General features: G+C 58.3%; 1 pseudogene. It reads right to left on the bottom strand.

Annotated features, from left to right (window positions below):
- Positions 1-897, bottom strand: a pseudogene (locus tag H6M51_RS24180) (IS3 family transposase); the annotation flags it as partial.

Here is an 897-nt window from a genome sequence, read left to right as displayed (position 1 = left end):
GCTGTTGTAGAAGGTCAGATATCTGCCGATGCCGACGCGGGCCTCGGACACGGTCTTGTAGGCGTGGAGGTAGACCTCCTCGTATTTGATCGAACGCCAGAGCCGCTCGACGAAGACGTTGTCCCGCCAGGCACCCCTACCATCCATCGAGATGGCGATTTCCGCCTTCTTCAGCACCGCCGTGAAGTCCATTGAGGTGAACTGCGATCCCTGGTCGGTATTGAATATGTCGGGTTTACCGTAACGGGCCAGCGCTTCCTCGACTGCTTCGATGCAAAAGTCCGCTTCCATCGTGATCGATAGCCGCCACGACAGAACCCTTCGGCTGAACCAGTCCACGACGGCGCACAGATATACGAATCCCCGCGCCATCGGCACATACGTTATGTCCATCGCCCAGACCTGGTTAGGCCGGGTGACCGCCAGCTTTCGCAGAAGGTAGGGATAGATTTTGTGCCCAGGTGCCGGTTTCGATGTGTTCGGGCGGCGATAGATCGCCTCGATACCCATCTTCTTCATCAGCGTGGCGACATGTAGCCGCCCGGTCTCCAGCCCTTCTCCTCTCAAGAGCCCTTGCAACATCCGACTTCCCGCGAACGGGTGGTTGAGATGCAGTTCATCGATCCGCCGCATCAAGGTCAGATCGCCGTCGGACACCGGACGAGGCAGATAATAGACGCTGCCACAGCTGAATCCGAGAAGCTTCGCCTGGCGTACGACGGAGAGTTTGTGCTCGCGGTCGATCATTTCTTTCCGCCCAGCAATCCCGCCTTGCCGAGCGCACCGGATAAAAAATCATTCTCCAGTGTCAGTTCCCCGATTTTCGCGTGCAGCGTTTTGACATCGACGGTCGGACCCGACGGCTCCGCCTTCGTTTCATCGCCGAAAACGCCCGTC

The sequence above is a fragment of the Rhizobium sp. AQ_MP genome (genome assembly GCF_014237835.1).
Taxonomy (GTDB): Bacteria; Pseudomonadota; Alphaproteobacteria; order Rhizobiales; family Rhizobiaceae; genus Allorhizobium.
Note: the sequence above shows the minus strand (reverse complement) of the source record. Positions and strands in the feature narration are given on the sequence as shown.